Origin of the sequence: Brevundimonas sp. NPDC046655, from assembly GCF_044901625.1 — a bacterium.
Classification (GTDB): Bacteria; Pseudomonadota; Alphaproteobacteria; order Caulobacterales; family Caulobacteraceae; genus Brevundimonas.
In genome coordinates this window covers 20,874-45,490 of record NZ_JBJDPV010000002.1, presented here as the reverse complement: position 1 = coordinate 45,490, position 24,617 = coordinate 20,874, and the positions used below count along the sequence as shown (strand labels likewise).

General features: G+C 69.9%; 22 protein-coding genes. 2 read left to right on the top strand and 20 right to left on the bottom strand.

The features are described from left to right. Positions 1 to 43 precede the first annotated feature (43 nt). The 17 genes from ACI2KI_RS07925 to ACI2KI_RS07845 all read right to left on the bottom strand — a co-directional run bounded on the left by ACI2KI_RS07925 (position 44) and on the right by ACI2KI_RS07845 (position 18,830). The gene (locus tag ACI2KI_RS07925) at positions 44 to 2,428 is read right to left on the bottom strand and encodes a TonB-dependent receptor (protein WP_404619056.1); all 2,385 of its coding nucleotides are present in this window, start codon (positions 2,426 to 2,428) and stop codon (positions 44 to 46) included. Between the two features lie 117 nt (positions 2,429 to 2,545). Then, positions 2,546 to 2,872 carry a hypothetical protein gene (locus ACI2KI_RS07920; protein ID WP_404619054.1) on the bottom strand — a complete coding sequence of 109 codons (327 nt, stop codon included), beginning with the start codon at positions 2,870 to 2,872 and terminating at the stop codon, positions 2,546 to 2,548. After that, on the bottom strand, positions 2,817 to 3,293 hold the full coding sequence (locus ACI2KI_RS07915) for a hypothetical protein (protein ID WP_292084213.1): 477 nt from the start codon (positions 3,291 to 3,293) through the stop codon (positions 2,817 to 2,819). Before ACI2KI_RS07915 ends, ACI2KI_RS07920 begins: the two co-directional genes overlap by 56 nt. A gap of 112 nt (positions 3,294 to 3,405) precedes the next feature. Beyond that, positions 3,406 to 3,852, bottom strand: coding sequence for a response regulator transcription factor (locus ACI2KI_RS07910; protein WP_404619051.1), 447 nt, complete (start codon positions 3,850 to 3,852; stop codon positions 3,406 to 3,408). A 107-nt stretch (positions 3,853 to 3,959) separates the two neighbouring features. Continuing rightward, on the bottom strand, positions 3,960 to 4,436 hold the full coding sequence (gspM, locus tag ACI2KI_RS07905; RefSeq protein ID WP_404619049.1) for a type II secretion system protein GspM: 477 nt from the start codon (positions 4,434 to 4,436) through the stop codon (positions 3,960 to 3,962). Further along, entirely contained in the window at positions 4,436 to 5,545 is a 1,110-nt protein-coding gene (gspL, locus tag ACI2KI_RS07900; protein ID WP_404619047.1) for a type II secretion system protein GspL, read from the bottom strand. Before gspL ends, gspM begins: the two co-directional genes overlap by 1 nt. Next, entirely contained in the window at positions 5,542 to 6,528 is a 987-nt protein-coding gene (gspK, locus tag ACI2KI_RS07895) for a type II secretion system minor pseudopilin GspK (RefSeq protein ID WP_404619045.1), read from the bottom strand. The genes gspL and gspK overlap by 4 nt, the downstream gene beginning before the upstream one ends. Continuing rightward, positions 6,525 to 7,115 carry a type II secretion system minor pseudopilin GspJ gene (gspJ, locus tag ACI2KI_RS07890; protein WP_404619043.1) on the bottom strand — a complete coding sequence of 197 codons (591 nt, stop codon included), beginning with the start codon at positions 7,113 to 7,115 and terminating at the stop codon, positions 6,525 to 6,527. The genes gspK and gspJ overlap by 4 nt, the downstream gene beginning before the upstream one ends. Beyond that, positions 7,112 to 7,513: a type II secretion system minor pseudopilin GspI gene (gene gspI, locus ACI2KI_RS07885; protein WP_404619041.1), complete on the bottom strand. Its 402-nt coding sequence runs from the start codon at positions 7,511 to 7,513 to the stop codon at positions 7,112 to 7,114. Before gspI ends, gspJ begins: the two co-directional genes overlap by 4 nt. Before the next feature lie 92 nt (positions 7,514 to 7,605). Then, positions 7,606 to 8,058, bottom strand: a complete 453-nt coding sequence (locus ACI2KI_RS07880) for a GspH/FimT family pseudopilin (RefSeq protein WP_404619039.1) — start codon at positions 8,056 to 8,058, stop codon at positions 7,606 to 7,608. 172 nt (positions 8,059 to 8,230) lie between these two features. Next, positions 8,231 to 8,752 (bottom strand): type II secretion system major pseudopilin GspG, encoded by a 522-nt coding sequence (gene gspG / locus ACI2KI_RS07875; protein WP_404619037.1) that lies wholly within the window; start codon positions 8,750 to 8,752, stop codon positions 8,231 to 8,233. 14 nt (positions 8,753 to 8,766) lie between these two features. Next, positions 8,767 to 9,981: a type II secretion system inner membrane protein GspF gene (gspF, locus tag ACI2KI_RS07870; RefSeq protein ID WP_404619034.1), complete on the bottom strand. Its 1,215-nt coding sequence runs from the start codon at positions 9,979 to 9,981 to the stop codon at positions 8,767 to 8,769. Continuing rightward, positions 9,981 to 11,477, bottom strand: a complete 1,497-nt coding sequence (gene gspE, locus ACI2KI_RS07865; protein ID WP_404619032.1) for a type II secretion system ATPase GspE — start codon at positions 11,475 to 11,477, stop codon at positions 9,981 to 9,983. The genes gspF and gspE overlap by 1 nt, the downstream gene beginning before the upstream one ends. 5 nt (positions 11,478 to 11,482) lie before the next feature. Further along, a complete protein-coding gene (gene gspD / locus ACI2KI_RS07860; protein WP_404619030.1) occupies positions 11,483 to 13,600 on the bottom strand; it encodes a type II secretion system secretin GspD in 2,118 nt (705 codons plus the stop codon). Then, complete coding sequence (locus ACI2KI_RS07855; protein ID WP_404619028.1) at positions 13,600 to 14,472, bottom strand: type II secretion system protein N; 873 nt, start codon at positions 14,470 to 14,472, stop codon at positions 13,600 to 13,602. Before ACI2KI_RS07855 ends, gspD begins: the two co-directional genes overlap by 1 nt. Positions 14,473 to 14,596: 124 nt before the next feature. Further along, positions 14,597 to 17,242: a TonB-dependent receptor domain-containing protein gene (locus ACI2KI_RS07850; RefSeq protein WP_404619026.1), complete on the bottom strand. Its 2,646-nt coding sequence runs from the start codon at positions 17,240 to 17,242 to the stop codon at positions 14,597 to 14,599. A gap of 97 nt (positions 17,243 to 17,339) precedes the next feature. Then, the gene (locus tag ACI2KI_RS07845; protein WP_404619024.1) at positions 17,340 to 18,830 is read right to left on the bottom strand and encodes a hypothetical protein; all 1,491 of its coding nucleotides are present in this window, start codon (positions 18,828 to 18,830) and stop codon (positions 17,340 to 17,342) included. Positions 18,831 to 19,132: 302 nt separating this feature from the next. Between ACI2KI_RS07845 and ACI2KI_RS07840 the strand changes: the two genes are divergently transcribed. Further along, positions 19,133 to 19,906 (top strand): prepilin peptidase, encoded by a 774-nt coding sequence (locus ACI2KI_RS07840; protein WP_404619022.1) that lies wholly within the window; start codon positions 19,133 to 19,135, stop codon positions 19,904 to 19,906. Positions 19,907 to 19,919: 13 nt separating this feature from the next. On the opposite strand, the gene ACI2KI_RS07835 is transcribed toward ACI2KI_RS07840, so the two are convergent. After that, positions 19,920 to 20,735, bottom strand: coding sequence for a hypothetical protein (locus ACI2KI_RS07835; protein ID WP_404619020.1), 816 nt, complete (start codon positions 20,733 to 20,735; stop codon positions 19,920 to 19,922). Between the two features lie 385 nt (positions 20,736 to 21,120). Here ACI2KI_RS07835 and ACI2KI_RS07830 point away from each other — a divergent pair, with 385 nt between their 5' ends. Continuing rightward, positions 21,121 to 21,693, top strand: coding sequence for an OmpA family protein (locus ACI2KI_RS07830; protein ID WP_404619018.1), 573 nt, complete (start codon positions 21,121 to 21,123; stop codon positions 21,691 to 21,693). Positions 21,694 to 21,735: 42 nt separating this feature from the next. Here the strand turns inward: ACI2KI_RS07830 and ACI2KI_RS07825 are convergent, their stop codons facing one another. Together ACI2KI_RS07825 and ACI2KI_RS07820 are read right to left on the bottom strand one after the other, a co-directional pair. After that, positions 21,736 to 23,355: an acyl-CoA dehydrogenase family protein gene (locus ACI2KI_RS07825; RefSeq protein ID WP_404619016.1), complete on the bottom strand. Its 1,620-nt coding sequence runs from the start codon at positions 23,353 to 23,355 to the stop codon at positions 21,736 to 21,738. A gap of 210 nt (positions 23,356 to 23,565) precedes the next feature. Next, positions 23,566 to 24,519 carry a rhodanese-related sulfurtransferase gene (locus ACI2KI_RS07820; protein WP_404619014.1) on the bottom strand — a complete coding sequence of 318 codons (954 nt, stop codon included), beginning with the start codon at positions 24,517 to 24,519 and terminating at the stop codon, positions 23,566 to 23,568. Positions 24,520 to 24,617: the final 98 nt, after the last annotated feature.

The following is a 24,617-nucleotide window of genomic DNA, read 5'->3' as shown; positions in this document are numbered from 1 at the left end:
ACGGCGCCAGACATAGGGCATTCCTCGTCCGGCGCCACCCGGCCTAGCGCACGACCCGCAGCGTCACGCCCACCGTGCGCGGCGCGCCGAGGAAGGCGCCGAGGGTGCCCGTCTGGAACGGGGCGCCGAAGGCCACCTGGCGGTAATCCTGATCGAACAGGTTCTTGCCCCACAGTTCGACGCTCCAGGCCCCATCCCCAGAATCGTCCTTGGCCAGGGCCACGCGGCCGTCCACCAGCCAGAAGCCGGGCTGGCTCTTGGCCGGGTCCAGATCCGAGCCGGTGTTGTATTCCGAAGAATACTTGGCCGCGAGGGTGACGCGGCCCGTCAGGCCCGCCCCCACCGGACGCTCATAGGTCCCCGCCAGCGAGCCGCTCCACAGCGGGGCGAAGTTCAGGCGGCGACCGGCCAGCAGCGGCAGACCGGCGATGGGGTCGTGGCCGTATTCCGTCTGGGCGTAGGTCAGCCCGCCCTGCAGCGACAGGCCCTCGACCGGCAGGAACATGACGTCCGCCTCTACGCCCTTGGCGCGCACCTGCGGGATGGAGCGCACCAGGAAGGTGGTGCCCAGGAAGGTGTTGAGCTGGAAGTCGTCATAGGTCTGGCGGAAGGCGGCGGCCGAGACCAGCAGGCGACGATCCAGCATCACGCTCTTGACCCCGGCTTCCCAGGCGTCGGCGGTTTCAGCCCCGAAGGCGCGCGAGGCGTCGGGGACGCGGTTGGTCTGACCCCGGTCCAGGTTGAAGCCGCCGTTCTTGCGACCGCGCGACCAGCCGGCGTAGAGGCGAACGCCCTCGGCCGCCTGATATTCGGCGCGGGCCAGACCGGTCCAGGCCTCGTCCTTGACCGTCTCGGACGTCTTCAGGCCGTTGAAGGCCGGATTGGACCAGGGCAGGCACAGGGTGCCGTTGACCACGCCCTTGGCCAGGGCGGCGGCGCAGGCGCGGCCGCCGTCAGTGTTTTCGTAGGCGGCGCTCATGTCCTTGGTCTCGTGCGTGCGGCGCAGGCCCCCGGTCAGGGTCAGGCGGTCGGTGACGGCCCAGGAGGCCTGGCCGAACAGGGCCGCGCTCTGCGTCGTCTGCCAGTAGCGGTCCAGTTGCCCCTGACCCTCGACGAAGCTCTGGCCCACGGGCAGGCCGGTCAGGGTCGAGACGTAGTTGGGATCGCCCAGCGGATTGGCGGTCGAGCGCGACAGCAGGCGGCCGACGTAGGCCTCGTAGTCGGCCCCGTAGAGCAGGCTGTCACGACGGGTCAGCTTCTCGTCCGACAGGAAGAGCCCCGCCGACCAGTCCAGACGGTCGCGCTGGCCCGACAGGCGCACCTCCTGCGTCAGGGTGCGGAAGCGGTTGGACCAGCTGCCGTCGTCGGGACGATAGGCCAGGTCGGCCGAGGTGAAGTCCCAGTCCTGGCTGATGACGCCGCGCCAGTCGCGCACCGCCGAGGTCGAGTCCAGCCTGGCCCAGCCCAGGTCGGCGCTCAGGTGCAGGGCCAGGCCCTTGTCGCGGATGCGGGTGTTGGTGTCGCGGTTCGACCAGGCCGTGCGCGCCCACGGGTTGGGGGTCGCCGCCACCCCGCCGTCGGGGGCGAAGGTCGCCAGCAGGGGCGCCGTGCTGCCAGTCACAAGCTGCACGCCGACGCAGCAACGCTCGTCCCGCTCCGTCCAATCGGCCGTCAGGCGGGCGGTCAGGTCGGGCGTGGCCCGCCACAGCAGCTGGCCGCGCAGGGTGTCGTAGTGCTCGTTCTGGTCGTCGGTCGCGGTGCGCGGGCCGTCGCCCGTTTTCACGTCAGACAGGCCGTCGCGACGGCGCGCGGCCACGTACAGACGCCCGGCCAGAACCTCGTCCGCGATCGGGCCGGTCAGCGAGACCGAACCGCCCTGGGTTCCATAATCGCCGAAGGTCGCCTCGCCCGCCAGGCGCGGGGTGAAGGACGGCGCGGCGGTGACGACGTTGATGACGCCCGCCGAGGTGTTCTTGCCGAACAGGGTGGCCTGCGGGCCTTTCAGCACCTCGATGCGCTCGACCTCGCCGAGGTCGCCCAGGGCCACGCCGTTGCGCGGGCGATAGACGCCGTCGATCATGACCCCGACCGAGCTTTCCAGCCCCGGATTGTCGCCCACCGTGCCGACGCCGCGGATACGGGCGGTGGTGAAGGTCTGGTTCGACGTCGAGGCTACGATCAGGCCCGGCGTCAGGATCTGCAAGTCCTTGATGTCGCGCACGCCGACGTCGTTCAGCAGGGGCTGGGCCGCCACCGTCAGCGACAGGGGCGTGGACGCCAGCGCGGCCTCGCGCCGCTGGGCCGTCACCACGATGTCCGACACCTGGCTCGGGCCTTCCGGCGTCGTCTCAGCCAGGACCGGCGCAGCGAAAGCGAGCAGAGGCAGGGCGACGGACGCCAGTTGCGCGGCGCGGAATGGGGTCGTCATGGAGGTGAACCGCTTGGGGGCGCGACGGCGCGCGGCCGGATCGCGGACAGAGGCCGCGCTCTAGCAGTCGGGCCGGCGGGTTGAAAGCCTCGCCCCGCGTCAGCAGGGGATGACTTCTCAGGCCCGACCGGCCATCGGCCCGGAGGCGCAGGGCGCGAAGCTGACGTCCACGCGGCTTTGATGACGGCCCAAATCGTTGCGCACCGCGCCGCCGATGCCGCACAGGGCGGCCAGGTCGCCGTCCACGCCCGCCTCGTGCGCCGTGATCAGGTCCAGCAGACGTTCCGCCTCCGCCAGGCAGGCCGGCTGCTGCTCCAGCAACCAGGCCTCCAGCCCCGCCAGCTCGACCGACGACCCGCCGTCGCGCACCGCGCGCTCGATCGTCTTGCTACTCCATCGAAGCAGCAGAACGCGCGCGGCTTCCAGCGTCCATTCTCGCGCCATCAGCCCGCTCCCGCGCGAAGCGACGGGCGTAGGACGCCTCCCAGACGCCGAAGAAGACGCACAGACTGTCGAGCGCCCAGACGGCCCAGTTCACGCTGATCACGGCCCATTCCAGCCGCTTCCAGGCGAAGAAGGGCGCCAGATAGGCGACGACCGCGATGAACTGGAATCCCGCCAGGGCGACAATCCACCAGCGCTCGCCGCGCTCGGCCAGAGCCCACAGCGTGAAGAACAGCAGGACGTCCAGAACGGCGACCCAGACCATCAGGCCCGGCGCGTTCAACAGTTGCAGCACGCTGGTCGCCGCGACCACGGCGACCAGAGCCAGGGTCGCAGCGCGATCCACCCATTCCCCGCGCCACAGGATCAGGCCCAGGCCGAGCAGGTTGGCGCTCAGCATGACGATGTGGAAGGGATGCACCGCTATGTATCAACCCGCGCATGGCCCGCGCCCGCCGATGGCGGATACGGCGCCCCGCGCGAAGCGCCTCTCGTTTCGAATCGGCATCGCCCGCGTGCCTCCTGAGTGAGCATCACCGCAGGCGCTGAACGGACTCGAGGACGGGGTTGGCGAGACTGGCGCCGACCGCGGCGATCAAAAGCCAGGCCAGAGACCAGCCCAGGATCAGCCACAGCAGGGAGCCCCCCAGCTTCCTGGGTCGGCGCCAACTGTCCAGCGCCACATACCGCTCATAGAGCGAACGCCGCGCCTTCCCGCCCCCAAGCGCCGTCGCAGGCGCCGCAGAGATTGGCTCCATTGGCGCACACGGAGCGGCATCGGATAGCGGGTTTGATACCCATGAGTAGAGATCACTCAGGCGACGGGCCGCCTGCAGGCGGTCTGAAACCCCCAGCTTCTCGTAAGCGCGATGCAGGTGATTCTGGACCGTGCGCGGCGACAGGTTCAGTTGCTGCGCGATTTCCTTGTCGCCCAGCCTCTGCCCCGCCAACCGGACGATCTCCAGTTCACGAGGCGTCAATTTCGGGTTTGGAACATCGTTTGCCACAAGCAAGGGTTAGCCATTCGAAGGGCGTGACGTCCAGATGGTAAAGCGCCACACGGCCTTCTCGACCGTCGCCCGCCGCTCTAGCCGCCCAGACTTCCGCTCGCGTCCAGGGTCGCGTCGGCGTTCTCAATGACGGTCAGATCGCGGGTTTCGACGCCGTACTCCGTCTTCAGGCTCGCCAGCCAGCCGAACAGGGCGGCCGAAGTCGCGCCCGAGGCGTCAAAGGCGATGCCGCCGGCTTCGTCCACCGTCAGGACGACGGTCAGGCCCGCCGCCTCGGCCGCGCTGCGGGCCGCCTGCTCGACCTCGGCCAGCGGCATGGCCGCCCCGGCCTTGGTCGGCGCCCGCGCCGCCAGCCCGGTCTCGATGCGGGTCAGGGCGGCCGTCGCCTCGACCCTACGTTCCGACGCCGCCTCGCGCCAGGCCCAGGCCGGCCGCACGACCAGCAGCCAGATCAGGACGGCGGCGATCAGCAGCCCCATGATCGCCAGCATCTTCTGCTCGCGCACCGAGCGCCCGTCCCACCACAGGCCGATCGACTGGATCATCCGGTTCATCAGGCGCCTCCCACGCGGACTTCCGAGACGACCTTGCCCTGGTCGTCCACCGTGCTTTCGTCGGTCAGGTTCATGCCCCGCGCCGCCATGGCCTGCTGCAGGGCGTCGAGGTCCTGATAGGCGGCGTAGGTGACGGTGGCGCGCACCCCGTTCTCATCGGATGTGAGACTGTCCAATTCGGCGCCCTCGACGCCCTCGACGGCGGCGAACAGGGCGGCGGCGGCGGCGGTCGGGCCGCCCGGCGGCGGGGCCGTGGTCAGGCGGCGCGTCGCCTCGGCCACTGCGTCGGCGGCTGGATCGATGTCCGGGAAGGCCTGACGTGCGACGGCCTCGGCGCGATGCGCTGCGTCGCGGGCGCGCCACTCATCATGCCCGGCGGCGGCCAGGGTCAGCATCAGCGGCGAGACGATCAGGGCCGCCGCCAGAGCCCCTGCCCGCTTCCACCCACGCCGGTCGGCCTCTACGCGACGCCCGGCGCCGGCCAGCAAGTTGATCGGCGGGTTCAGCGCGGCGGCGGCCAGCAGCCGCTCGATCTCGTCGGCGCGGCCAATCCGCTCCAGCACGCGCCCGGCGGCCACGGCCTCGGCCAGATCGGGCTGGACGCTGAGCGCCAGTTCGCGCCCGCGCAGGGCCAGGTCGGCGCCGAAGACGGCGGCGCTGAGCGCGCCCTCCTCCACCGGTTCGGGCAGGATCAGGCTGCCGGGGATGATGACGTCGGCCTTCAGGCCGAGACTCGACAGATAGTCGCCCCAGGCCTGCAACAGGCCGCGCCCGACCACGGCGACCAGCCGCCGCTCGCCCGCCGCCGCGACCGGCCCGAGCGCGGCGCTCAGCCGCTCGGCGGGCGCGGCCAGATCGTCGCGCAGATGGTGCAGGGCCGCCGCCGCGACCTGGGCCGGACTGCCCGACGGCAGGTCCAGCCAGCGGATCAGGACGTCGGCGCCGGGCGCCACCGCCACGGTGCGCATCGGCTCGGGCGCCGAATCAGATTCGGGGCCGCCCAGTTCGACCACGCCGCGCGTCAGCACGGTTCCTTGCGCGTCCAGCGTCAGGCAGGACGCCGGCAGGGCCGCCGAGGGCGGGATCAGGATCAGTCGGATGCGGCTCATTCGTCCAGGGTCCAGCGTTGGATGACGGTGCGCGCGGGACCGGCCTGGGGCAGCTCGATCAGGGCGGTGCGGACGGCGCGGCTTCCGCCGAACTCCACATCCACGCGCAGGTTGAAGAAACGGGTCAGGACCGTCAGCTGGTCCTGCACCGGGATCGGCAATTGCACCCCCGCCATCGGCCCCTGCATTAGGAAGGCGTTGGCGTCGCCCCAGCCGCTGGCGGGCCGGGCGGCGATGGCGGCGCGGGCCGAGGCCAGGCTGAGTTTGCCGTCCGCCAGCATGACCAGCAGCGGCGCCTGATCGGGCGTCAGGGTGTTGGGATTGATCGGCGACAGGGCCGTGGTAGGCAGGGCGCACAGATAGGGGCGCAGGGCGGCATAGGTCGCGGCGTCCACCCCCTTCACCGCGCGCAGTTCGCTGACCTCGGCCAGCAGGGTCCCGGCGGTGCGATAGGGCTGGCTTTGCCCGGCGTAGGCGGCGTCTTCGCCCCCTTGGGCGCGCGGCGTCGTGTCGGTGTCGATCCAGTCGGTCAGGGCGTCGGCGATGGCCCGGATCCGCCCCTCGGGCAGGTTCAGGGCGCGGCCCAGGGCGACGAACTGCTGCGCCCCCAGCGGCCGGGCGACATAGACCTCCAGCTGGCCCTCCACCACGCTGTTCAGGTTGAAACAGGCCTGGCCGTCGGTCAGGCGGGCGGTGATCGAACCGTCCTCGATGGGGAAGTTCAGCACCCGCCCGTTCCAGTCCGGCTGGATCGGCGTCTTGACCGGGTCCAGGTCGCGCAGGCGGTTGATCTGGCGCCGCGCCAGGGCCTCGGCCCCCGCCGCATACCACTGGGCCTGTCCCTGGGTTTCCGCATTCATGGTGCGGCGGACCGAGAAGCGGATGTCGTCCAGCACCAGCACCGCCACCGCCGCCATCACCGCCACCAGCAGCAGGACGGTCAGCAGGGCCATGCCTTCACGGTCTTTCAGCCGCGTCCTCATCGCCCGCCCCCGACGACGAACAGCTGGCGCACCGGGCCATAGCCTTCGAGCGTCAGATCCAGACGCACGGCGTCCGGCAGGGGACGATCCGGCGTCGGGACGAAGCGCGGCGCCTCGGTGCCTTCGCTGATGAAGGCCAGGCTTGGGGCGCTGACGCCCTGATAGAGGATCTGCGGCGGGCCGGGCCGGGCGCCGTCCAGATAGGGATAGACCCGTCGTTCCAGCCGGTCCTCGACCAGCCGATATTCGACGCGTTGCAGTGAGGCCCGCGGGCGGCCGTCGGGGTTGCTCCATCCGGCGCGGACCAGCACCAGCAGGGGATCGCCCGGCGCCTCGGCGGCCAGGATGGGCGCGAAGGCGGGCTGGCCGTTGGCGGCGCGCACCCGGCGCGGCGCGGCCTGACCCAGGTCGGCGCGCAAGGTCGCACGCAGGCGCTGCAGTTGCGCCGTGCGGTCAGTGGCCTCTTTCACCACGAAGCGGTTGTCGATGCTCTGGCTCAGCACCAGCACCCCCGCCGCCGCCAGCAGGGCGAAGATCAAAAGGGCGATCATCACCTCGATCAGGGTGAAGCCGGTTCGCCGCGTCATGACCCGGCCGCCCGGAACAGGACGCGCTCGGCCGCCTGTCCCTCGTCGTCGGAGACGCGAATGTCGATGCGCAGGATGTCGGGATCGTCCGTGGCCGTGACCGAGCGGGTCCAGCGCCAGTCGCGACCGGCCAGGGCGTCCGTCCCGTCGCTGTCGCCGGGCGCCGGGACGGGCTGCGCCGTCATGGCCTCGACCGCCAGGTTCTCGGCCACGATGCCGCCCAGCGTCCGCGTCTCGGCGCGGGCCGCCGACCGCGTGTTCTCGCCGCCGAGGTTCAGCAGGGCCAGGGCCGCCAGGCTGAAGACCGCCAGCGCCACCAGCAGCTCGATCAGAGTGAAACCATCCCTTCCCTTCCCGCTCATCCCGGCGAAGGCCGGGGCCCAGATTGTATGGCGCAAAGGCTGGCCTTTACGGGCGCAGGGACAACCTCTCATCCGCGCGCTTTGGCATCTGGATCCCGGCCTTCGCCGGGATGAGCGGATAGGGCGGATCATTTCACCCGCACCTCGCCCGCCCCATCGACGGCGACGGTCACGGCGCGCGGGCCGCGCGAAAGCGTCAGGCGGGCCGCATCGGCGACGCCGGTCGGGTCGAAGACGACGCGCAGGGGCGCCTCCGCCGACTGACCCTCGGGCCGCGCGACTGTGTCCTCGGCCCAATGCTCCTCGCCGAAGGGGCCGTCGGTGAGGGGCGACCACTGCACGCCGTCGAAGCTGGAAAAGGCATAGCCCGTCGCCGTCGCCTCGACCGCCACGGCGCGATTGGTCAGCAAGGCCTCCTCGCGCGCCCGCACCAGGCGCGCGGCGAAGCGCTCGGCCTCGTCGCCCACCGGCGGACGCGGGTCCGGCACGGCCAGCACCACGGCCCCGGCCGCGAGACCCATGATGGCGACGACCATCAGCAGCTCCACAAGCGTAAAGCCGGAACGTGAGCGGTGAAGCATGCCTGCCCCCTTCCCCCTCGAGGGGGGAAGGGTCGGGGATGGGGGTGGGCGCGACACATCGCCAGGTCGAGGCACATGAGACGCGGCGACACCTTCCGCGCTTCGATACTGACCCGGCCTGCCTCCACCCCCTCCCAACCCTCCCCCCTCGAGGGGGGCTTTGGCAGACGCCTCACCCCTCCCAGTTGCCGATGTCCGCATCATTGCCCTCGCCCCCTTCCTTGCCGTCGGCGCCGAAGGAGAAGACGTCGAACTGACCGCCGTGGGCGGACGGGCGGCGGTACTGGTAGGCATTGCCCCAGGGATCTTCCGGCAGGCGGCGGATATAGCCGCCCTCGCGATAGCGTTCCGGGCGCGCCAGACCGGCGGGCGGCGCCGTCAGGGCCTGCAATCCGCTCTGGGCGTCGGGGAAGGTCAGATTGTCGAGGCGGTAGGTCTCGATGGCCTGTTCCAGGGTCGAGATGTCGGCCTTGGCCTTGCCGATCATGGCCTTGTCCTGCGACGGCAGGACGTTGATGGCGACCACCGTCGCCAGCAGGCCGATGATGACGATGACCACCATGAGTTCGACCAGCGTAAAGCCCTGCCGGGCTTTGCGCCGAGAAGCGCTATCGCGACGCGCGCGGCGCGTCGCTGCTTGAGCGCAAGAAAGGGCGCTGTCGATAGAGGCGTGTTGCGGCTGGATTTCAGTCATGGCGCATTCCAAATTCACCCCATCGCCAGGGTGTTGATCTGAAGGATGGGCAGAAGGATCGACAGGACGATCAGGGCGACCACGCCGCCCATGACGACGATGATCGCCGGTTCAAGGAAGCTGAGCATGACGGCGGTGAAGGCGCTGAACTCGCGCTCCAGATAGTCGGCGGCGCGCTCCATCATCGGCTCCAGCCGGCCGCTGGCCTCGCCCGACGCGGTCATGTGGACCAGGATGGGCGGGAAGACGTCGGCGCGACGCATGGCGGCGGACAGGCCCCCGCCTTCGCGTACGGCGTCGGCCATCATCTCGGTCGAGGCCCGCAACGCCCGGTTGGACACGGTGCGCGCCGTGATGGTCAGACCTTCCAGCACGGGCAGGCCCGCCGCGATCATGGTCGACAGGGTGCGGGCCATCCGCGCCCCGTGCAGGTCGCGCGTCAGCCGCCCGACGACGGGCAGGCGTAACAGTCGCCGATCCACCGCCAGCCGGAAGCCGGGATTGCGCATGCCCACAATGAAGCCGCCGATCCCGCCCGCGAGCAGCAGGGCGATCAGCCAGCCCCAGTTGCGCATCAGGTCGGACACCCCGATCACCGCCCGCGTCAGCAGGGGCAGGGTCTGGTTCATGCTGTCGAACTGATCGACCACCTTGGGCACAACGAAGACCATCAGGGCCGTCACGACGCCCAGCGCCACCAGGGCCAGGACGGCGGGATAGACCAGAGCCGTGATCACCTTGCCGCGCACCTGCTGGTCACGCTCCAGCCCCTCGGCCAGACGCTCCAGAATGGGGCCGAGCGCGCCCGACGCCTCGCCCGCCGCCACGGTGGCGCGATAGAGCGGCGGAAAGGCCGCGCCCTGACGCGCCATGGCTTCGGACAGGCGCTGCCCCTCGACCACGCCCGCATGGACGCCCGACAGGACGGCGCGCACGTCGGGCCGTTCGGCCTGCAGCATCAGGGTGCGCAGGGCCTCATCGACCGGGGCGACGGTGATCAGGGTGGCCAGTTGGCGGGTGGTCAGGGCCAGGGTGCGCGACGACAGCTTGCGGCTGCGGCGCGGGGTCTTTTCGGTCGTCGCAGCGGCGCCCGAGGCGCGGCTGAGCGACAGGGGCATCAGGCGGCGGCGGTCCAGCGCCTTCTTCGCCGCCGCCTCGTCCGGCGCGGTCAGCACGCCCGCCACGGTGCGGCCCGAAACGTCCACGGCGCTGTAGTCGAAGGCGGGCATCAGGCGGCGCTCTCATTGAGCGGATGCGCCTCGGGCGTTTCCTGACGGGTGACGCGCACCGCCTCCTCGACCGAGGTCACGCCCGCCAGCACCAGAGCCCGCGCCCGATCCGACAGGGTCCCGCCGTTGGGGAAGGCGGCGTTGATGAGGGCCTCCTCGTCCGCCTCGGCGGCGATCAGACGGCGCACCCGGTCGTCGATCTTCAGCGTCTCATAGACGCCGACGCGGCCGACATAGCCGGTGTGGTTGCACGCCCCGCAGCCCTGCGCCCGCCAGACGGTCGCGCCTTTTTCCACGCCGATCAGACGCGCCGTGGCGGCGTCGGCGGCTTCAGACTGGCGGCACTCGCCGCACAGGCGCCGCACCAGACGCTGGGCCACGATCAGCCTCAGGGTCGAGGCCAGCAGGAAGGGCTCCACCCCCATGTCGCGCAGACGCGTCACGGCCCCGGCGGCGTCATTGGTGTGGACGGTGGACAGGACCAGATGGCCGGTCAGCGAGGCTTGCACCGCGACGCTGGCCGTCTCCACGTCGCGGATTTCGCCGACCATGACCACGTCCGGATCCTGACGCAGGATGGCGCGCAGGCCCGCTGCGAAGGTCATGCCGACCTTGGGATTGACCTGGGTCTGGCCGACGCCGTCGATGGCGTATTCGACCGGGTCCTCGACCGTCAGGATGTTGCGGGTGGCGTCGTTGAGCAGCGACAGACCGGCATAGAGGCTGGTCGTCTTGCCCGAACCGGTCGGGCCGGTGACGAGGATGATGCCGTTGGGTTCGCGCAGGGCGCTGCGGAAGGCGTCGTGCGCCTCGGCGTCCATGCCCAGCTGGTCCAGCGACAGGCCCGCCTGATCCTTGTCGAGGATGCGCAGCACCACCCGCTCGCCCGCCCGCGACGGCAAGGTCGAGACGCGCACGTCCAGGGTCTTGCCGCCCAGGGCCAGAGGGATGCGCCCATCCTGCGGCACGCGTTTTTCGGCAATGTCCAGCCGCGCCATGACCTTGATGCGCGACACCAGCAGGGGCGTGATGCGCGGGTTGAGGCTGAGGGCTTCACGCAACACGCCGTCGACCCGCATCCGCACGATCAGGGCGTTCTCATAGGGCTCCAGGTGGATGTCGGAGGCTCCGGCGCGCACGGCCTCGGCGATGATGCCGTTGATCATGCGGATGACCGGGGCGTCGTCGGCGGAGTCCAGCAGGTCGGCGGCGGCGGGCAGGTCCTCGATCAGGCCGTCGAGCCCCGACGGCATCTCCATCGGCTCGTCAGCGTTCAGGTCGCCCGCATAGACGTCGGACAGGCGGCGGTCGAACTCGGCCTGGTCCATGGCCTGAACCTGCAGGGGCCGCCCCAGCGCCCGGCGCGTCTCGACCAGGGCCAGGGGGTCGGCGCCCTGGCGCAGACCGACCACAGCGATGTCGCCCGCATCCAGCAGGATGACGCCGTTCCGCTTGGCGAAGCCATAGGGCAGGGTCGGATTGACCAGGGTGATCATGGTCCTCAGCCCTGCGGCGGGACGGCGTTGGCGGCGGGGGCCAGCGGGCTGATCGTCACTTCCCCGACTGGGGCGGTCCCGCCCGGCGCCGGGTTGTCGATGGCGCGCGGCGCGACCGGGGCCTGGGTCCGCATATAGTCGCGCAGCATCTCGTCCAGGCTGGGCTCGACGCCGGGCTGCGAGCGCAGCTGCTCGCCGCGCATATAGCCCCAGCGGTCGGCGCTCAGTTGCTGGGCGTCGCCCGGGGTGCGGATGATGGTCGGGCGGATGAAGACCATCAGATTGGTGCGCCCGCGCTGGCGGCTGGTCGACTTGAAGAGGTTGCCGAGCACCGGCACGTCGCCCAGGCCCGGCACCTTGTCGACCGACAGGCGGTCGTTCTGATCCAGCAGGCCGCCGGCCACGGCGATCTCGCCGTCGTCCACCACCAGCGTCGTCTCCAGCTCGCGCTTGTTGAGCACCAGATCAGAGGCGTTATTGGTCAAAACCCCGTTGATGCTGGACACCTCCTGACGCAGGAAGAGGGTGATGGAGCCGCCGGCATTGATCTGCGGCTTGACGATCAGCTTGACCCCGATGTCCTGACGCTGGGTCGTGCGGAAGGGGTTGGAGTTGCCGTCCAGCAGGGCCTCGCCGGTGGTGATCGGCACCTCTTGGCCCACCAGAATCGTGGCCTCCTCATTGTCCAGCGTCATCAGCGACGGGGTCTGGAGCAGGTTGGAGCCCTCGTCGGACTTGGCCGCATTGATGATGAAGCCGAACAGGCCGTCCGAGCCGATGCGGCCGCCGCCCCCGCCGATGAAGCCGTTGGCGCCGACCAGGCTGTTCAGGGCCAGGTTCTGAAGCTGCTCGCGCAGCGGATCGTCCTTGTCCAGCTGACCCGCCGCCGCCCCGCCCGCCAGCGGGACCAGAGGCGCGGCGCGATCTGAGTAATTGGTCAGGCCGATAGGCGTACCGTCCGATCCGGCCAGCAGCCACTGGACGCCCAGCTCGCGCACGGCGGTGTCGCCCAGCTCGACCACGATGGCCTCGATCAGGACTTGTTGGCGGCGACTGTCCAGTTGGCGGATGACCTCGGCCAGCATCCGCTGCGTGTCCGCCGAGGCCGAGATGACCAGGGCGTTAGCGCCCGGGAAGCGGGCGATGCTGGCCTTCTGCCCCGCGACCGACGCGGCCGGAGCGGCGACGGGCTGGGGCGTCGGGGTCTCGCCGCCGCCGGCTCCGGGGCGAGCGATGGCCGGCGTCGCAGCAGCCGGAGCCGTCACCGGCTGGCCGACGATCTGTTGCAGCACCGGCAGCAACTGCTCGGCGTTGGCGTGCTGCAGGAAGACGACCTTCACATCGTCGGCCGAGCGGGCGCGGCGGTCCAAATCCTCAACAAGAGGCCGCACCCGCGCCACGGCGGCGGGGTCGCCGCGCAGGATGACAGAGTTGGAGCTGGCCACCGGCGTCACCGACACCATCCCTTGCCCCGGCTGGCCGCCGGGCGGAGCCAGGACCTGGGCCAGAACGCCGGCGATCTCGGCGGCGGAGGAGTTCTCCAGCGTCACCACGTCGAAGGCGGCGCGGTCCACGTCGATGCGCTGGATCAGGCTGCGGATGCGGCTCAGGTTGTCGGCGAAGTCGGCGACCACGACGCTGTTGCCGCTGGGGTTGGCCAGCACCTGACCCTGGGCGCCGACCAGAGGGCGGATGGTCTCGGCGGCCGAGGCGGCGTCGATGTTGCGCAGCTGGAAGACCTGGGTCGAGAAGCGCTCGGACCCGACGGTGGCCGGCCCCTGCGCCGCGCCCTGGGCCGGGCTGATGCGATAGGCGCCGGAGCTGGTCGGCGTCACCACCAGGCCGTTGGCGCGCAGGGTCGAGAGGAAGACCTCGAACAGCTCGGTGCGGCTCAGCGCCCGCTGGCTGGCCACGGTGACGTTGCCGGTCACGGCGGGGTCGACGATGAAGGTGCGGCCCGTGGTCCGAGCCACGTCCTGAATAAAGGCGCGGATGTCGGCGCCCTGGACGTTCAGGGTCTGGCGCGCGCCCTCTTGCGCGAAGGCTGGCGAGGCCAGCAGGGGGCCTTGGGCGGCGATCAGGGCCGACAGGGCGACGGCGGCGAAAGAGCGGTGAAGGCGCATCACTGGCCGGTCCTTATGGTGGTGGTCTGCACCCGGCCGTTCCGCTCGAAGCGGATCTCGGCGGCGCTGCTGCCGGAAAGCTCGCCGCCCAGTTCGGACAGACGTTCCAGACTGTTCAGTTCGGCCCCGTTGACGGCCAGGATGACGTCGCCCGATTGCAGGCCCGCCGCCCTCAGAGCCGCCCCGTCGCCGCGCGCGGCCAGGGTGAAGCCCTTGATCCGAAGCCCGTCCATGCGCGGACGCAGCGAGGCCTGGGCCATCAGCCGCTGTGGATCAACGACCGGGCCAGCGGGCGCGGGCGTGGCCGAGGCCGCAGCCGATACCGGGGCTGGAGCCCCCGTCGGCGTCATGACCTGCGCGGTCGTGGGCGGCGGAGGCGGCGTCGCGGCGCCCGTGGGCGTCTCGGTGAAGACCAGGCGGCTGACCGATCCGCCGCGCGAGACAGTGACGAAATCCTCGCCGACCGAGGCCAGGGTCAGGCCCTCGGAAATGGTCTCGCCCACCCCGACCGAGACCTGGCGTCCGTCGGGCAGGCCGATGATGGCCGAGCCGCCGTCCGGCCCGCCCGCGCGCACCCCGAACAGACGCAGGGCGTCGCTGTCGGCGCCCGCCGCCTCGGCCAGACTGCTCTTGTCGCCGGTGCGGAAGAAGGCGTCGAAACGCTGAAAGACGGAGGCGTCCACGGGCGCGGCCTCGGCGCGGGGAGCGACCGCCGTTTCCGGCTGGGGCGCGACGAAGATCCAGGCCAGACGGCCGGCCTGAACCGCCAGCAGGGCGACCAGGGCGATCTCGACGCCCGCGCGAACACGCCCCGGCCGCGCGGCTATCGCCGTGCGCGCCTGACGCCCCCATTCCCCGACCCGTGCGATCACGCCCGACGCTCCGAACACCCCCGAAAACGGGAACCCCGGCTGCTTACTCCAGCAGCCGGGGTCGAAGCCTCACGTCACGATGACGGCCTTGAGACGTTGTCGTGACAACGCCGCCGTATGCGGATCAGAAGGTCGTGGACAGGCTGAGCGAGAAGGTGGTGCCCAGCTTGTAGCCCTCGACCACGCCCTTGCCGCCATTGGCGAAGGACTGGCTGCGCTCGTATTCCTCGCCCAGGATGTTCTCGACCTTGGCGCCGACGTCATAGTCGCGACCGCCGACGGTGAAGGTCTGGCTGGCGACCAGATCCAGCAGGATGGGCGGGGTCTCGACCACGTCCGGCAGACGGGTCGAGCCGGTGATGATGCCGGCGTCCGAAATCCGCTCGCCCTGATAGTTGACCAGCAGGGTGGCGCGGCGGCGGGCCGTGAGGTTCTCGAAGCCGAGCTGCAGGTTGCCCAACCATTCCGACTGACCTTGCAGGGCGCGGGTATAGGCCGCGTCGGTCACTTCCGAATCCGACCAGGTGACGTTGGCGACGACGAAGACCTCGTTGTCCTGGAACCAGGTCAGGTTCGGGGCCCAGACGTCCATCGGCAGGGTGTAGTCGATCTCGGCCTCGACGCCCTTCAGGGTGGCTTCCTGGGCGTTCTGGAACGAACGGCCGAAGCCCTCGCCGATCGGCTGATAGGTGCGCTCGATCGGGTTGTCGAAGGACTTGTAGAAGAGGCCGATGGTGGCCGACTGGCGCTGGCCGAAATACCATTCCCAGCGCAGGTCGTAGTTCTGGATCTCGGCGATCTTCAGGTTCGGATTGCCGCGCTCCAGGGTGTTGGAATCGTCGTCCAGGAACAGGGCGTTGGCCAGTTCGCGCAGATCGGGACGGTTGATCGTCTTCGAATAGCCGAAGCGCAGCTGCATGTTGTCGGCGAACTCCCAGGTCGCCGTCGCCGTCGGCAGCCAGAAGTCCTGGGCAAGATCAGCGGCGATAGGATCGCCCGCGCCGGTCTCGCCCAGCGGGATGAAGCTGTTCACCTGCTGCTCGGAGTCCTCGTAACGGACGCCGGCCGTGACGCGCAGGTCCTTGATCACCTCCACCTCGGCCGAGGCGTAGGCCGCATTGATCTCCATGGTCGCGTCGAAGAAGTCAGACGGATCGGTGATGTCGCGCAGGGTGTAGCCCGCGTTGCCGCCGATGTTGTCGGGGCTGAAGATGATCTCGGGCACATAAGACCGCAGGGCCGGGGTGATGATCACGCCCGCCGCCGGCTGGAAGGAGTAGCGGCGGCTGGCGAAGTCGCGCTCGCGCTCCTGATGCAGGCCGCCGGCCTTCAGGGTGATTTCGCGGTCGGCGATCATGCCGTTCAGGGTGAAGTCGAGACCGAACTCGATGTTCTCGTCTTCCAGGGCGCTGAAGAAGGTGCGGTTGGAGTCCGACCCCGGCGTCAGGCGGAAAACGTTGTCCGGCTCCAGACGATAGGAGTATTCGCGGCGATAGGGCGTGTCGCGCGAGGCGGTCGAATAGGCCGCGCGCCAGTCGATCTGCAACCGATCCAGCGCCATCGGCAGCATGAAGACGTGACGACCCGACAGCTGGTTCGAGTTCATTTGCTGCTCGATCCAGTTCAGGCGCTGGAAGCTGCGGATCAGGCCGGGGTCGGCCGAGAACAGGCCGCGCTCGATCAGGGCCTGCTGGCGCGTCTTGCGCAGCAGAAGCGTGGTCAGCTTCAGCTCATGGTTCTCGTTGAACTCGATGCCGAAGGCGCCCAGGGCGTTCAGGGCGTATTCCTGTTCCGTGCGCTGGAAGCCGCAGCCCGTCGCGTTCGACAGGCCGCCCGCGCCGGCGCAGGCCTCGGGGCTGATCTGGTCGTTGACGCCGCCGTTCACCTCGAACGAGTTGCGCACGCCCTCGCGGTTGCGGACCTGATAGTCGTAGTCGACAGCCACGAAACCGCCCAGGCGGATGCCGTTCGACAGGTCGACGATCTCGGCGCCCGAGAGGTTGAAGCCGAAGTCCGGCAGGTTCTTGTCGCCGTCGATCGACCAGATGTTGCGCAGCGAGCGGCCCGCCGCCTGCAGCATGGTCGGGTTGTTGGCGAAGGACTTCAGCGAGGGGTCGATGGCGATGAACTTGGGCAGGTTCAGACTGTTGTCGGCGATGCCGATGTTCGACAGCTTGCCGCCCGCATCCCAGTAGAGACCTTCCTTGCCGGTCGATTCCGTCTCGGCGCTGATCGAGGCGCCGAAGGACAGGAAGCGTTCATTGGGAATGGCGCGCGTCGACAGGGCGATCAGACCGCCGCCGAACTCGCCCGGATACTGGGCCGAATAGGTCTTCTGGATCTGGGCGTTCGAGACCAGCGAGGTCGGGAACAGGTCGAGGGGCACGACGCGCTTCAGCGGCTCGGGGCTGGGCAGGGTCGAGCCGTCCAGCACGATGCTGGAATAGCGATCGCCGAGGCCGCGCACATAGACATAGCCGTCGCCGACGATGGACAGGCCGGTGACGCGGGCCAGGGCCTCGCCGATTTCCGAGTCGCCCGAACGCTTGATGTCTTCTTCGGTCAGGATGTTGGCGACCGCCGAGGTCTCGCGCTTGACGTCCGGCACGAAGCGGCCGCGCACGACGATGTCCTCGACCGTCGAAACGGCCTCGGGGTCTTGCGGCGCGGGGGCCGAAGGCGCGGCGTCCTGGCCCCAGGCCAGGGCCGGAGCGGTCAGGACGGTGCTGGCGAGCAGGCCGGCGAGGCCGATCGTGCGGGTAGGCGTCATCTCAAGAAGTCCTTCGGTGCGAGCGCCGGAAAGAAGGAGGAAAGGCGAGGCGGCGGGCGGCCTTTCAGCCGCCCGCCGCTCAAGGTCGAGGCGACCCCTAGTCGTTCAGCCAGCGGGTCCAGTTCAGCGTCCAGTTGGAGGCCGAGTCACGGACGGCGCCGGCATAGGGGGCGGCGTCGAAGAAGGCGTCGATCGTGCGCGGGTCGACCGAGGTCACGCCGTTCTCGTTGACGCCGTTGATGTAGGCCTTGCCGCCCGAGACGTAGGACGACAGGGTCGAGGCGCCCGTGCGGTTGTTGGCGTCCTTGGTGAAGACGGCCTGGGCCTGGGTGCTGTGGAAGGGCGTCGCCGTCGAGATGTAGAAGGAGCGCAGCGACAGATTGCCGGCGTCGGCTTGCGCGTAGGTGGCGGCGTCGTCGATGCGCAGGCCGCGCTGGAAGTTGCCGGACACGACGTGGTTGTAGAGCTTGCCGGCGGTGCCGCGGCGCAGGCGCAGACCGGCGCCGGCCGTGGTGTTGCCGACCAGGGTCACGTTCGAGATGGTCGGGGCCGAACGCGGCAGGATGTCGAAGCCCAGTTCGTTGTTGTCGGCCTCGTAACCGGCGTCGCCGGCCAGCTGCAGCGGGTTCTGGGCGATGACCACGTGCTGGACCTTGCCGTTCCAGCCGAAGGTCCAGTCCAGGCTGTCGTCGTCGGCGCCCGTCAGCACCAGGTGCTTGGCGTTGACCGAGCCGCCGAAGAACTCGACCGTGTCGTCGCCGCCGTTGTGGGCCTGGATGTAGTCGACGGTCGTGCCCGAACCGACGCCCCAGAAGGCGATGGCGTTCAGCTCATTGGTCTCGGTGAAGCGCACGCCGGCGTATTCGACGCGGACGTAGCGCAGGGTGCCCGAGGTGTCGTTCGGCACATTGCCGCCGTACAGGCCCGAGCCGCCTTCGGCTTCGGCTTCACAGACGGCCGGAGCGGCCGGGCAGTTGTTGATCACGCCGCGGCCGAGCAGCGACAGGCCGCCCCACTCGCCCGAATAGGGGTCGTCGCGGACGCCGGCGCCCAGCGGCGAACGGGCGTTGGCCAGACCCAGGGTCGTGGCGTAACCGAGCGCGTCGGCGCTGGTGAAGATGATGGGCTGGGCGGCGGTGCCCTGGGCGTTGATGCGCGAGCCGCGCTGGATAGCCAGTTGCGAGGTGCGGGTGCCGGCGTAGATCTTCACACCCGGATCGATCGACAGGACGGCGGTGACGCCGCCGGCCTTCTGGCCGTCGAAGCCGACGTCCTTGCCGACCTTGACCGTGCCGTTCAGCTGGTAGGCCGGGCCGGCCGTCAGGGTCAGGTTGGTGGTGATCTCGCCCGAGATGCGGCAGTGCTCCTCGGTGCCGACCGTGACCTTGGTCACGTTCGGGTGGGTCGGGCAGGCGCCGGTCGAGCCGCCCGTGCCGCCGCCGCCGTTGTTGCCGCCGCCGCCCGTTCCCGGGTTGCCGCCGGTGTTGCCGGGGTTCTGCAGTTCAGAGGTGCCGTCGCCGCCGCAGGCGGCCAGGGCCAGGGCGCTGGCGGCGACCGCGAGCAGGGTTTTCGTCTTGAGAGCGGTCATCGTTCTCCACCGTGTCCAAGCCAATGAGACATGCAGGAGGACGTCCGGACGGATTGTCCGGAGTTGGATGATCGGCGCCCGCCTGCCCGGCCCCTCCCCTAGAAGCCGGATGTGACACCGCCGCCGCCGAACCACGACAAATCAGACGCCGTTCCATGAAGCTGTGGCGCCGCTTGCATGAAAGACCGTCCTGACACGGCGTGGATTTCATATTCCGCCGATGCCTGGCGACGATTCCGCCTCCCCCAATCCGTCCGCGCCCGCTAGTTGAGGGCGACGAACACGCGCCGGGGAGGCGACCCATGTTGATTTACGCCGCCTTCCTGGGGGGCGTCGGCCTCATAGTCGGCAGCTTCCTGGGCCTGGTCAGTCTGCGCCTGCCGCGCGGCGAGGACGTGGTGTTCGGCCGTTCCCGGTGCGGCGGCTGCGGCCGAACGCTGAAGCCCTGGCGCATGATCCCGCTGCTCAGCTGGGCCCTGTCGCGCGGACGCTGTTCCGACTGCGGCTCGAAGATCCCCCTCCGCTATCCGCTGATCGAGCTGGGATCGGGCCTGATCGGGGTCTGGGCGGGCCTGCATTCCGCAGACTTCACCATGGCCCTGATGACCGGGGCGCTGGGGTGGAACCTGCTGATCATCGCCCTGGTCGACGCCGAGCACTTCTGGCTGCCCGACCAGTTGACCCTGCCCCTGTTCGTCAGCGGCCTGATCGCGGCGGTCCTGCTCTATCCCGGCGGCCTTGGCGCCGCCTTCCCCTCGGCCCTGATCCCGCCGCTGATCGGCGCCTTGGTGGGTTTCGGCGGACTGTGGCTGCTGGCCCGCCTCTATCGAGTCGTGCGCGGGCGCGAGGGCCTGGGCGACGGCGACCCCTTCCTGCTGGGCGCCAGCGGCGCCTGGGTCGGCTGGACGGGCCTGCCCAGCGTCCTTCTGTGGGCCTCGGTCGCTGGACTCAGCGTCGTGCTGGCCATGCTGATCGTGCGGCGTCGCGTGTCGGCGACCGACCGCCTGCCGTTCGGCGTCTTCCTGTCCATCGGCGTCTGGCTGACCTGGCTCTACGGCCCGCTGGGCCTGAGCTGAGTCACGGCCGGGATCAGCGCAGCAGGTCGCCCCAGCGCCACTGGCCCGTTCCCAGGGCCAGCCGCGCCGCGCCCGGGCCGTCGCCCAGGGTCAGCAGGACATAGCCCCGCACCGTCTCGGTCTTGCAGGCGCGCGGCGTGAAGCCGACGGTGACCGCCACGGCCTGACGCACGCCCGCCAGCCCCTTGCCTTCCTGACCGGGGCTCAGCACCCAGTCGCCGTTCCACACCAGGATGGCGCGACCATTGGCGCCCGAGGTGCGATAGGCCTCGTTGAGGGCGGCGCGGACGCCGGGCGCGTCGCGCAGGGCGTTCTGCAGGCGTCGAACCATGTCGCACGACCCGCCTTGGCCGGAGCCCGAGCCGTCGCCGCTGCCCGATCCGCTGCCGGCGCCGGTCCCGCTGCCCGTTCCCGAACCGGCCCCGTTTCCGGCCCCGCCGCCCGCCGTCATGGCTCCGGCCAGGGCCGCGTCGCCCAGAAAGACGTAGGAAACGCTGGGCGCCGGGGCGGTGATCGGCACAGGAGCGACCGTCGGCGAGCGCGGCGCCGGCCGGCTGGGCCGTGGCGAAGGCCGCGTCGGCGCGGCGCGCTGGGCCTTGGCCGGCCTTTTCTCGGGCGCAGGCGTGGGAACCGGCGCAGGGGCCGGCGTCGGGGCGGGCGCGGGCGATCCCCCTCCGCCTTCATCCGGCGACGGAACGGGGGCCGGCGGCGGCGGATCGACCAGCATCACCTCGATCGGTTCGGCCTCGGGCGGATAGACGGGCGTCTTGGCCGGGGCCAGCAGGATCAGGGCCAGCACCAGCAGGTGCGCGCCGACGCTGGCGACCATGGTCAGGGCCCGCCGCCTCGCCTTGCGCCGCCCCGGCGACGCCGCATGACGCGGAACCGAAAACGAACCGTCTGATCTTGCGCCGTTCAAGCAGTCGCTTCCCTAAGCTTCACCGCTGACAAGACTAAACTAAACAAAATGAATATCCCGACGCGCGACCTCAGGACATTGAGGCGCTCTCTGGTAACCCTTCATCCGCGTCAGCATCATGGCGCCGCGCCTTGAATACGCCCAACTTTGCAAAATCGGTGATTTCTAAAGTTTTTCTATGGTTAAGCTGAAACCATGTCTTCGGTTGCGCGTCTTTGCAGCGCCGTTCCCTGCATCTGCGGGTGCAGCAACGCGCAATCCCCGGAGTAGCGCCCCGGAACGAAGGAGACTCAACTTGATCAAACTGACATCTAAGGCGGTCGCGGCCAGTGCAGTGGTGGTGCTGGTAGGGCTGACCGCAAGCGGGTGTGCGAGCCATCGCTTCGTGCGTGAAAACGTCGCCGTCGTCGACGAACGCGTCACGCAGGTCGACAGTCATCTGACCCAGGTCGAAGGCACCGCCGGCGAAGCGCTCGCTCGGGCCAACGCCGCGCACAAGCTGGCCGAAGGCAAGTTCCTGTACGAGATGGTGCTGTCCGACGACTCGGTGAAGTTCCCGGTCAACCGCGACGCCCTGTCGCCGGAGGCCGAACAGCGCCTCTCCGAACTGGTGCAGCGCCTCAAGGCCGAAAACCGCAACGTCTACCTGGAAATCCAGGGACACACCGACTCGGCCGGCGACGAGCGCATGAACGAGCAGCTCGGTCAGGCTCGCGCCGAAGCCGTGCGCCGCTACCTCAGCAGCCAGGGCATCGCCCTGAACCGCATGGCCACCATCTCCTACGGCGAGGCCAAGCCGGTCGCGCCGAACAACACCCGCGAAGGCCGGGCGCAGAATCGCCGCGTGGCGATCATCGTCCTCAGCTGACCGGCGGCGGCGGCTTGCCCTTGCGAGCCGCCGCCTGTTGTTTCAGGCGGGTAGGGCCCGACCCAGGATCTCGCCCGCATTGATGTTCGCGTCAAACGCCCCATAGGCCGCGCCGCGCGGCATGAGATGTAGACGGCAGAAGACCTCGGCCATGGGGCTTTCGTTCATCAGCAGCACCGCGGCCTGCGCCGCCATTGCCAGGCGCTCGACCGTCAGGCGCGCCGCGCCTTCCGACGACGGAGCGAGGTCCAACCCATCCAGCCAGCGGTCATAGGCGCCGTCCCGTCCGCGCACCGCCCCCAGAAACCCGCGCAGGGCCTCGACCGCCTCCGGTTCGCGACCGAACGCGCGCAGCACATCGAGCGCAATGACATTGCCAGAGCCCTCCCAGATGGCGTTCAGCGGCGACTGACGGAACAGGCGCGGTATCGGACCCGTCTCGACGTAGCCGGCGCCGCCCAGGCTCTCCATCGCCTCATAGATCATCCCCGGCGCGCGCTTGCAGACCTGGTATTTGGCGATCGGCGTCAGCAGCCGGCCGACCGGCTCGTCGCGGTCGAAGGTTCCCGCCAGATGCAGGGACAGGGCCGTGGCCGCCTCGCTTTCGACCGCCAGATCAGCCAGGACGGCGGCCATCATCGGCTGGTCGATCAACCGCTTCTGAAAGACCGTGCGGTGCTGCGCGTGCCAGATGGCCTGGGCCAGGGCCCCGCGCATCTGCTGGGCCGAGCCGATCACGCAGTCCAGCCGGGTGTGCTGGACCATGCGGATGATGGCGGCGACGCCTCGCCCCTCCTCGCCGATCCTCTGGGCCAGGGCGCCGTGATACTCGACCTCGGACGAGGCGTTGGAGCGGTCGCCCATCTTGTCCTTCAGCCGCACGACGCGAAAGCCCGCGTTGCGCGTCCCGTCCGGCGCCCAGCGCGGCAGCAGGAAACAGGTCAGGCCGCCCGGCGCCTGGGCCAGGGTCAGGAAGGCGTCCGACATGGGGGCCGAACAGAACCACTTGTGCCCCGTCAGCCGATACCAGCCGTCCTCGCCGACCGGTTCGGCGCGGGTGGCGTTGGCGCGCACGTCGGACCCGCCCTGTTTTTCGGTCATGGCCATGCCGATGGTGACGCCGGCCTTGTCCTGCGCGGGACGGACGGCGGGGTCGTAGCGACCGCCCCTGATCTTCTCGATCCACGGCGCGCCCACCGCGGGCTCGACCGCCAGGGCTGGGACCGAGGCGTAGGTCATGGTCATGGGACAACTGGTCCCCGAGTCCGCCTGACCGGTCAGGAACAGAATGGCGGCGTGCAGGACATGGCCGTTCGCCGTCCCGTCCCAGGCGGCGGAGGCCAGCCCCGCCTCCAGCCCGAGCTGCATCAGCTGATGATAGGCCGGATGAAACGTCACCTCGTCAATGCGGCGGCCGTAGCGGTCGTGCGTGTCCAGCACCGGCGGCACGCGGTTGGCCTGAACGCCCCAGTCGATGACCTCGGCCGAGCCGCAACGAGCGCCCAAGGCGGTCAGCCGCGCCTCGTGTTGCCCCCCGCCCGCGCGGCGCACCGCATCCAGCAGCGCCCGGTCGCCGGTGAACAGGTTGACGTCCTCCAGCGGCGGCGGCTGGTTCGTCACCTCATGGGTGTCCAGATCGGCGACGGGACGGAAGGACGACATGGGCGGACTCCGTTCAGGCTCGACGCGAGCATGGCACGGGCGCGGCGAGAGGCGAAGGCGCCTCCGATTTCCGCCTTCCCTGCCCCTACCGCCGTCATCCTCGGGCTTGACCCGAGGATCGAGCGAAGCGGCGCGCTGGCGACTTCCGACGTCGCGCAGACGGACAACCCGATCCTCGGGTCAAGCCCGAGGATGACGGCGCTTAAAAGCCTAGGTATCCGCCCGCTTCTGTGCCGCCCCGACGTGCTCGATCCCCAGCCGCGCCGCGATCTCCATCTGCTTCTGCCGCTCGGCGTAGCCCTCGCGCTGCTCGTCGGTGCGCGTATCGTGGCAGCGATCGCAGCAGACGCCCTCGACATAGAGCGGCGACAGGCGCGCCTCGGGGCTGACCGGCATGCGGCAGCCGCGGCACAGGCTGTGGTCGCCCTTCTTCAGCCCATGCCCCACCGCCACGCGCTCGTCGAAGACGAAGCAGTCGCCGCGCCACAGGCTCTCGGGCTCGGGGATGGTTTCCAGGTATTTCAGGATGCCGCCTTCCAGATGGAAGACCTGCTCGACGCCCTCGGCCTTGAGGAAGGCGGTGGCCTTTTCGCAGCGGATGCCGCCGGTGCAGTACATGGCGACCTTGGGCGGATTGGGCCGGTCCAGCAGGGCGCGCCCCTCGGTGCGGAACCAGTCGGGAAACTCGCGGAAGGTGCGCGTATTGGGCTGGATGGCGCCTTCGAACACCCCGACCTCGACCTCATAGTCATTGCGGGTGTCGATGACGATGGTGTCGGGATCGGCGATCAGGGCGTTCCAGTCCTGGGGCGAGACATAGGCGCCGACGCCGTCGACCGGATCGATGTCGGTCACGCCCATGGTGACGATCTCAGCCTTCAGCCGCACCTTCATGCGGTGAAACGGCATGACCTCGGCGGTCGAGTATTTCAGCTCCAGCCGGTCGAAACCGGGCATGGCGCGCACGCCGTCCACGACGCGGGCGACGGCGGCCTCGGGCCCGGCGATGGTGCCGTTCAGACCTTCGTGGGCCACCAGAAGCGTGCCGCGCACGTCGGTCCCGCACAGGTCCAGCAGATGCGCCTGCACCGCCTCGCGATCCGCGATGGGGGCAAAACGATAGAGGGCGGCGACGCAGACGGGCGAGGCGGTTTCAGGCGTCACGAAGGATGTCCCGGCGGGCGGCGATGAAAAGAAGCGGCCTCTATAGGCCCCGCAGCCCCGCGCGTCACGGCGACAGCTTGTTTACAACTTTGAGTTAC

Excerpts from the sequence above, each read along its gene's own strand:
- gspE (WP_404619032.1), bottom strand. The coding sequence starts at position 11,477 with ATGATCACCCTGGTCAATCCGACCCTGCCCTATGGCTTCGCCAAGCGG.
- gspF (WP_404619034.1), bottom strand. The coding sequence starts at position 9,981 with ATGCCCGCCTTCGACTACAGCGCCGTGGACGTTTCGGGCCGCACCGTG.
- ACI2KI_RS07880 (WP_404619039.1), bottom strand. The coding sequence starts at position 8,058 with ATGCTTCACCGCTCACGTTCCGGCTTTACGCTTGTGGAGCTGCTGATG.
- gspG (WP_404619037.1), bottom strand. The coding sequence starts at position 8,752 with ATGACTGAAATCCAGCCGCAACACGCCTCTATCGACAGCGCCCTTTCT.
- ACI2KI_RS07840 (WP_404619022.1), top strand. The coding sequence starts at position 19,133 with ATGTTGATTTACGCCGCCTTCCTGGGGGGCGTCGGCCTCATAGTCGGC.
- gspK (WP_404619045.1), bottom strand. The coding sequence starts at position 6,528 with ATGAGGACGCGGCTGAAAGACCGTGAAGGCATGGCCCTGCTGACCGTC.
- gspL (WP_404619047.1), bottom strand. The coding sequence starts at position 5,545 with ATGAGCCGCATCCGACTGATCCTGATCCCGCCCTCGGCGGCCCTGCCG.
- gspJ (WP_404619043.1), bottom strand. The coding sequence starts at position 7,115 with ATGACGCGGCGAACCGGCTTCACCCTGATCGAGGTGATGATCGCCCTT.
- ACI2KI_RS07850 (WP_404619026.1), bottom strand. The coding sequence starts at position 17,242 with ATGACGCCTACCCGCACGATCGGCCTCGCCGGCCTGCTCGCCAGCACC.
- gspM (WP_404619049.1), bottom strand. The coding sequence starts at position 4,436 with ATGAACCGGATGATCCAGTCGATCGGCCTGTGGTGGGACGGGCGCTCG.
- ACI2KI_RS07835 (WP_404619020.1), bottom strand. The coding sequence starts at position 20,735 with ATGGTCGCCAGCGTCGGCGCGCACCTGCTGGTGCTGGCCCTGATCCTG.
- ACI2KI_RS07825 (WP_404619016.1), bottom strand. The coding sequence starts at position 23,355 with ATGTCGTCCTTCCGTCCCGTCGCCGATCTGGACACCCATGAGGTGACG.
- gspD (WP_404619030.1), bottom strand. The coding sequence starts at position 13,600 with ATGCGCCTTCACCGCTCTTTCGCCGCCGTCGCCCTGTCGGCCCTGATC.
- ACI2KI_RS07925 (WP_404619056.1), bottom strand. The coding sequence starts at position 2,428 with ATGACGACCCCATTCCGCGCCGCGCAACTGGCGTCCGTCGCCCTGCCT.
- ACI2KI_RS07920 (WP_404619054.1), bottom strand. The coding sequence starts at position 2,872 with ATGGCGCGAGAATGGACGCTGGAAGCCGCGCGCGTTCTGCTGCTTCGA.
- ACI2KI_RS07845 (WP_404619024.1), bottom strand. The coding sequence starts at position 18,830 with ATGACCGCTCTCAAGACGAAAACCCTGCTCGCGGTCGCCGCCAGCGCC.